The organism is Candidatus Hepatincolaceae symbiont of Strigamia maritima, assembly GCF_055505085.1.
Genome location: NZ_DBKDTU010000156.1, coordinates 1 through 7795, shown reverse-complemented (window position 1 = coordinate 7795; position 7795 = coordinate 1). Strand labels below are relative to the sequence as shown.

Sequence of the window (7795 nt, the reverse complement as noted above, 5' to 3'; positions counted from 1 at the left end):
AATAGCACTAACTAACTCTTCCTTATTCATCCCCTAACTCCTATTTACTTACTTATTATGCAACATAACTACAAACTACCATATCTTCTACAACAATTTAAAGAGAAAAAGAATCTAAGCTATAAAATAAACTCTTGACAAATAAATAGATTCTATTTGTAAAAATCTGTCCCGTTTAAAACTGCCCAAATTCCCATTTAATTCTGCCCGCTACACTTGGCAATAACCCGCTTCTTGAATACATATGTATACATTTTACATCATCATGATCTTGTAAAGAAAAAACAGCATCTATGGCACTTAATCCTGCCCCAAGCAACATAGCCTCTCCTTTTTTATTTACCTTTACTTTAGATAAATCTATATTGTTATGAAAGAGCCGTAACTTATTATTAGATGCATCACATTCTTTAGGCGGTTCTCCTGATGTATAGACCACTTTATCCACTATAATTTTATCATTATTTTCTAAGATGATATGAAATTTCTCGTCTTTTTTGTAACTTCTTTAGCATAATCATAAACAATATTAACTTTAATTTCAAGTTCATTAGCTTTACATAGAATATAATCAAATTGCTCTATTAAATATTGCTTAAAAATTTTTCGAGGAGGATAATGAGTATTAATATTATTTTTTTGTAACCAATCAATAAAATGATTCACATTTGCTGTGTAACAACTCATCAAACTAGATTTAGTATTTAGAATATGGTCATCGTGTGCAGAGTTAAAGGATTTACCTCCAATAAATTCATCTTTTTCAGACACAATATAAATAGAATTAATTTTATAGCTTTTTATAGAGTTTATTAATTGAATAAAGAAACTTAATCCAGTTGCTCCAAAGCCAACAATAGCTATTTTCATTTGAATTACTCCATTTTACTATTACTTAACGATAGTATAATGATAACAACAGGACTTATATAAATACAGAATAAAAAAAACAAAAAACAATATTTTTTGAAATATCAAATTATGCCTACTGGAGGAATAAAACACCCGACCCACTGATTACAAATCAGTTACTCTACCATCTGAACTAAGTTGGCACTTTCTAGTACAAGGAATATTATAGTAAAATAAACTATCTTGTCAAATATTTTTTAATCATAAATGTAAATTATTTAAATAATTATATTTAGTAGTTAAAATTAACTAATCTCTGCCTTTTTTGCAAACGTTGTGTCCTTACTCTAAGCCATGTTTGGGGTACTGAGTTACCATAAGCCAAAAATAACTCAGCTTCTTTATTAAGCAATTTTAACCTTGTTCCTTGTACCCAACACCACTCTAACAACTACGTATATCACACAGTACTCACCTATAAATAGCAAGGTACTCAGTATTCTAAACAAGGTATGTTTGATTAAAAGTAGTTATGAGAGATTAATTATAAGTTTTATTATTATCAATATTTAGAATTAACCCAAAGCCTGCTAATAAACTTATGGTAGAAGTTCCTCCGTAGGAAATTAATGGTAGGGGAATCCCTACTACCGGTAATAATCCTGAGACCATACTCATATTAATAGCAATATAAACAAAAAAGGTACTAATAAAGCTACCGATTACTATCTTGCCAAAATTATGTTGGCATTTTATACTCATAAATAAGCAATTAATAATAATTATCATATAGAGAGTTAAGAGTCCCAGTACTCCTAAAAACCCTAGTTCTTCAGCAAATAAAGTAAAAATAAAATCAGTATGTTTTTCCGGTAAAAAATTTAACTGTCCTTGGGTTCCTGCTAAATAACCCTTACCGAAGAGACCACCTGACCCTATAGCTATTTTTGATTGAATAATATGATATCCTGAACCAAGTGGATCTAAGTTAGGATCTAAAAAGATAATAATTCTTTGCTTTTGATAATCGTAAAGATTCATCCATAAAATAGGAATTATTACTAATAGACATAAAAAAGCTATACCGAAATAACGTTTTTTAAGTCCGCCTAAAAAGAAACCTGTTACTCCGATAATTAGCAAAATAATAGCAGTACCAAGGTCAGGTTGTACTAATACTAAAAATACCGGTAGCAGAGTTAATACAATAGGTACTAAGTAGTATTTTAATTTACCAACTTGTGAGAGAGAAAATTTATGAAAATATTTAGCTAACATTAAAATTAAGGAAACTTTCATAATTTCTGAAGGTTGTAGTACAAAAAAACCAAGATTAATCCAGCGTTGGGCTCCTAGTTTAGTAATACCGATAATATCTACCAAAACTAATAATAAAATACTCCCAACATAGGCAACTTCTGCTAACAAAAAAATATATTTTAGATTAAATTTATAAATGATAACTAAGATTATAAATCCCATAAATATCTTAGTGAGATGCGGAAAAGCAAACCTTAAAAAATCACCGCCTCCTGCTGATAACTGAATTAGAATTCCTATAGTTGCAAGAATTATTAAAGATATAAGCAACACCATAGAATTAATGGATATATTATAATTTCCCCTCATTTTGTAAAATTTCCTGTAATAATTTTTGCTGTTTTTGATACATAGTGTGACGTTTCTGTACTTCTAAAACAATTGCTTTAGCTAAAGGTGCCGCAACAAAAGAAGAACTAGCTGCGTGTTCTAAAACTAGCGATATAGCATATTGTGGATTATTGCTCGGGAAATAACCAGCAAAAAGTGCGTGATCTCTTAACTGCCAAGGAATACTGCTAATATCTCTACCGGCTTGTCTTTCTTCTAATGTGACCCTTCTTACCTGAGCAGTTCCGGTTTTAGCTGAGATTTCCCAATTTTTGTCGGCTATATGAGCTCTGTATGCTGTAGAATATCTTCTATTTACGGCTTTATAGAGACCTGATTTAATAATTTGTAAATATTCTTCTTTATAATCTAGTTGAACAATTTTCCTGTTATTTTTAGGATATAAAATTTTATTCTTATATTCAATATTACGTAATAGATTTAGCTGGGGAACTTTATTATTATTACCTATAATTGCCATCATTTGAGCTAATTGAATTGGGGTGGTTAACCATTTTCCCTGTCCGATACTTGAAATAATTAAATGCCCTAGTTTACCTTCATCTGACATATCCAAGAGTTTTCCAGAAGATTCATAATTTATTAAGGGAAGATGTTTTTCCCCAAATCCAAAATTGTGTGCTATTTCATTCATCTCTACTATTTTTAATTTTTTTGCTAATTCATAAAAGAAAATATCACAGGAATTATAAATAGCTTCCTCCGCATTTAAAATACCATGTCCTTTTTTTCTCCAACAATGAAATCTATGATTCCCTACATATAGGAAACCTTTGCATTCCACTGTAGTTTTAGGAGTAATATATTCTTTTTCTAAACCTAAAAGAGCTATTATGGGTTTAATTACTGAAGCAGGAGGGTATAAGCCCATTGCTGCTTTATTTGAAAATGGGGATTGTTTATCATTTCTCAGGTTATTCCAATCTTTAGAGGTAATTGAATCTGTAAATAAATTAGGATTATAACTAGGGGTAGAGAGAATAGATAAAACATCACCGGTTGTAATATCAATTAGTACGCAGGAGCCACTTAAGCCTTGCATTAGAGTAAAAATATTATCTTGTAATTTGGCATCAAGAGTTAAAGAGACATCGTACCCTGAGATAGGGTCTTGTTTTTCTAACTCTCTAATTACTTGTCCGAAAGCATTTACTTCATATTTTAAATAACCGATGTTTCCTTTTAAGGTATTATCAAGTGCTAATTCTATCCCAATTTTACCCACAGGCCAAGTATTGATATTCTTTGTCTTACTTAAATCAGTAGGTAGTCCTACATAGCCTATAATATGAGAAAAAACCTTATTATAGGGATAATTACGTTTGTAAATTCGCCTAATTAAAATCCCGTCTAATTTATAAGATAGAGTTTCTAATTTTGCTACTTCATTTTGTGCTAGATTTTGTTTAATTAAAATTGGAGTATACGGGGCTACTTTTTTGAAGTTTTGCGTTATTTTGGCTTTTTCTTCAGGGCTTAAAATTACAATATTAGAAATTAATTGTAGAAAAGTATCTAATTGTTGATTAAGTTGCGATCTAATAAATAACAATTCCCAAGTTAAAATATTATTAGCAATTTGAGTAAAGAATCTATCATAAATAATACCTCTTTTAGGAATAACCGGTGCCAAAGAAATACGATTCTTATCTGACAAGGTTTGAAAATAAGAACTATTTTTAATTTGCATATAAAATAGTCTAATAGTAATAACAAGAAAAACTATTAATTTGATGATGCCTAGAAAAAAGATTCTTCTGGAAAAAAGTTTATTATCAGCCATTATCGTGGGTTAATATGCTTATTATTAAAAGATTTATTATAATTATTACAGGAAACAAAATTAAACTGTAAAGAAAAAATACATCTAATTCAATAAAATTAATATTAAAAAGTAGTAACATTACTTTTATTATTAATAAAGCTATCAATATATTGATTATAAATAGAATATAGTGTGCAAATTGGTTGCTTACTATTTTAAATAGATTCTTTTCTGTATTTACCATAAAAACCAATAATAATAAGATAAAAGATGAGAACCCTAAAGTAATACTGTTTAAGCTATCTATAATAATTCCCAAGATAAAAATAGTAAGCATAGATAGTTTGTTTGAGAGCAAATACCAGCTATAAATCGTAATATATGGTAAAATAAAAAAAATATTCTTAAGAGCAGAGTTAGAAAAGCTTGGTTGAATAAATATAAAAATAAGTACCGAAAGACAGGGGATAATATTCAGTATAAGTTTTCTCATTATGGTTCAGGACTCCCTTAGTTTTTTATTAGTTATAATTATATAATAAATATCTTATTTATTATAAGATGTTGTGGTAATATGTACATAATTTAAATTAGGTATATTAACCAAGGGTTTTATTATCCATTTATTTGCTTTTTTATGTAGTACTCCGATAGGAATATTTCTAGGAAAAATACCCTCAATCCCGGAACTTAAAACTAGCTCACTCTCTATTAGAGATGCTTGATCGTTATAAGGAATTAATTCAAGGATACCGCTTAGTGAACCTGATAATAAGCCTCCCATTTTAGAATGGGCAGTAATAATAGCTATTTTAGTTTTAGCATCATTAATAATAAGAACTTTAGAGAAATCTTTATACACTTCCACAATTTGTCCTACTAAGCCATCTTTAGCAATAACAGCAGTATTCTGTTGTACTCCGTTTTGCGATCCTTTGTTAATAAATAAGAACTTATTAATACTGTAATCTTTATTAGTAAGCACTTTTGCCATAATAGTATTTTTAGTATTAATACTTTTTGAATAATTCAGTTCAACTAAGAGTTCTTCATTATCTTTCTCAATTTGTTGTAATTTAAGGTTGTTTACTTCAAAAGTAGAAAGTTTTTGTAATAAGAATTCATTCTCAAGGCGAAGATTATCTATGGTTTTTTTATTATTACCGATGGCATAAAAATAATCTATTAAGGAAATACTAAAAATATTATTAACATTAATAATAACTTTATTAATCTCAGATGATATCTTATTTAGTAGGTGTGGATTAACCTTATTAAGTACTATTAAAGCAAAAGATAAGAAGGTAAAAAAAACCCATAGAGTAAGATTAAATTTATAATTACGAAGAGCTTGTAGCATATAAAAATTAATAATAAATGAAGGTATGTTTAAATCTGTTTAAATTTTCTAAAGCAATTCCAGTGCCTAAGGCTACACTTTCTAAAGGGTTAGGAGCCATAATTACAGGAACTCCCGTGGCATTAGAGATGGCTATATCTAAATTTTCTAATAAAGAACCTCCTCCTGTTAGAACTATACCTTTTTCTACAATATCTCCTGCTAATTCAGGAGGAGTATTCTCAAGAGCTTCTCTGCAAATATCTAGAATATGGCTAATAGATTCAGATAATGCTTCTTGTACATGATATTGATTAATTTCTATTTCTTTAGGTAACCCGCTAATAAAATCAATTCCTTTAATAGCAATAGTAAGTTCCTGATTTTTATTTTTAATAACTAAAGCAGAACCGATTACCTCTTTAATTCTTTGAGCCGTAGATTCACCTATTAAGAGATTATGATGTTTTTTGAGATAATTAATAATTGCCGTATCCATTTTATCTCCTCCTACTCTGGCAGATCTAGCATATACTATGCCACCCATTGATAATACTGCCACTTCAGTGGTCCCTCCGCCGATATCAACCACCATTGAACCAACAGGATCCATAATCGGTAAATTGGCACCCAAAGCAGCAGCAATAGGTTCTTCAATTAAAAATACTTTAGAACCTCCTGCGTTATAAGCTGAGTCTTGAATTGCTCTGCGTTCAACCGGAGTAGAACCAGAAGGTACGCAAATTACAATTAAAGATTTTTTTAAAAAACTTTGAGTGGTTAATTTTTTAATAAAAAATCTAATCATTTGTTCTGCCACTTCAAAATCGGCTATAACACCATCCATCATTGGTCTGATTGCAGAAATATTTCCAGCGGTTCTACCTAACATTTTTTTAGCTTCATGCCCTACAGCTACTACTTTGGTAGTATTACCAATTTTTTGAGTTGCTACAACTGAGGGTTCATTTAAAACAATACCTCGTCCTTTTATATAAATTAGTGTGTTAGCAGTTCCTAAATCTATTGCCATATCGCAGGAAAACATATCTATAAATTTTTTTAAAAACATCGTGTTATTAACCCAAGTAAAAATATACTTAATAATTGCAGTTCAATTAATATACCTAGTATTATAATGTATTAATTAGTAGATTGTAAACAGTTTAATATAATCATAATTATATTAATTATGATTATATTTCTCCTGAAACAATTTTAAAGTTATGCAGTTTTTCTATTAAGAGCTTAGAATTATTATTAATAATAAATGCATCTTCTAGTTGATTGTTAAACCAAGTAATTTGTCTTTTAGCATAGTTATTAGTATTTTTAGTGATATTTAACACAGTTTTTGTGTAAGAACATTGATTGGTTAAAAAAGCATAGATTTCTGTTAATCCTATAATTTTATTTAAGAGTTCCTTATTAAAGTTCTGTTGTGTAATTAAGTTTTTAACCTCAAAAATAACTCCCTCAGACATCATATCTAAGATTCTTTTAGCAATATTCTGATGTATTAGCGTTTTTTCTTCCCTAACTAAAAACGTTAAAATTTTCCCTGTTATAATTTTAGTTTTCTCTCCTTTTTGCCAACTTGAAAGGGTTCTCCCTGTAGCTAGAAATACTTCATAGGCACGAATTAATCTTTGTTTATCAGAAAATTTTCCTGCTAATTCGGGATCTATAGCTCTTACTTGTTCTCTAAATTTTTCTATGCCAAGATTGGCTAAGATAGTCTCTGCAGTAAATCTGAATTCTTTTGAAAATTCTGGGATAAAATTAATTCCCCTCAGTAGAGTACTAATATATAAACCGCTCCCACCCACAACAATTGGGAGTAAGTTTTTGTTAAGAGCATCGGTTATTGCTATTTTTACCAATTTAAGCCATTTTCCTAAGGAAAAATCATCTGTTATAGTATGGCTATTAAATAATTTATGAGGAATAAGTTGTTGATCTGATAAGGTGGGAGAGGCTGATAAAATAGGTGTTTCTTTATAGATTTGTTTGCTGTCAGCGTTAATAATTACCCCATTAAATTCTTGAGCAACTCTTAGAGCTAAATTAGTTTTGCCAACAGCTGTTGCTCCGCAAATTATAATAAGGGGTCTATCTCTGAACATTAGTAAGCACTTATTACTTTGTAAAATAATCTTATTTTTTAT

At 29.3% G+C, this 7795-nt stretch carries 7 protein-coding genes; all 7 read right to left on the bottom strand.

Annotated features, from left to right (window positions below):
- Positions 1 to 175: 175 nt before the first annotated feature.
- Positions 176 to 448, bottom strand: coding sequence for a hypothetical protein (locus ACQCX0_RS04165; protein WP_462562920.1), 273 nt, complete (start codon positions 446 to 448; stop codon positions 176 to 178).
- A 20-nt stretch (positions 449 to 468) separates the two neighbouring features.
- Positions 469 to 870: an FAD/NAD(P)-binding protein gene (locus ACQCX0_RS04160; protein WP_462562919.1), complete on the bottom strand. Its 402-nt coding sequence runs from the start codon at positions 868 to 870 to the stop codon at positions 469 to 471.
- A gap of 522 nt (positions 871 to 1392) precedes the next feature.
- Complete coding sequence (gene rodA, locus ACQCX0_RS04155) at positions 1393 to 2481, bottom strand: rod shape-determining protein RodA (RefSeq protein ID WP_462562918.1); 1089 nt, start codon at positions 2479 to 2481, stop codon at positions 1393 to 1395.
- Positions 2465 to 4306, bottom strand: coding sequence for a penicillin-binding protein 2 (mrdA, locus tag ACQCX0_RS04150; RefSeq protein ID WP_462562917.1), 1842 nt, complete (start codon positions 4304 to 4306; stop codon positions 2465 to 2467). Before mrdA ends, rodA begins: the two co-directional genes overlap by 17 nt.
- Positions 4307 to 4835: 529 nt before the next feature.
- On the bottom strand, positions 4836 to 5648 hold the full coding sequence (mreC, locus tag ACQCX0_RS04145) for a rod shape-determining protein MreC (protein ID WP_462562916.1): 813 nt from the start codon (positions 5646 to 5648) through the stop codon (positions 4836 to 4838).
- Between the two features lie 7 nt (positions 5649 to 5655).
- The gene (locus ACQCX0_RS04140) at positions 5656 to 6699 is read right to left on the bottom strand and encodes a rod shape-determining protein (protein ID WP_462562915.1); all 1044 of its coding nucleotides are present in this window, start codon (positions 6697 to 6699) and stop codon (positions 5656 to 5658) included.
- Between the two features lie 124 nt (positions 6700 to 6823).
- On the bottom strand, positions 6824 to 7795 hold a 972-nt coding region (gene miaA, locus ACQCX0_RS04135), incomplete at its 5' end, for a tRNA (adenosine(37)-N6)-dimethylallyltransferase MiaA (protein ID WP_462562914.1).

Coding starts and splice junctions, on each gene's coding strand:
- ACQCX0_RS04160 (WP_462562919.1), bottom strand. CDS start 870: ATGAAAATAGCTATTGTTGGCTTTGGAGCAACTGGATTAAGTTTCTTT.
- rodA (WP_462562918.1), bottom strand. CDS start 2,481: ATGAGGGGAAATTATAATATATCCATTAATTCTATGGTGTTGCTTATA.
- mrdA (WP_462562917.1), bottom strand. CDS start 4,306: ATGGCTGATAATAAACTTTTTTCCAGAAGAATCTTTTTTCTAGGCATC.
- mreC (WP_462562916.1), bottom strand. CDS start 5,648: ATGCTACAAGCTCTTCGTAATTATAAATTTAATCTTACTCTATGGGTT.
- ACQCX0_RS04140 (WP_462562915.1), bottom strand. CDS start 6,699: ATGTTTTTAAAAAAATTTATAGATATGTTTTCCTGCGATATGGCAATA.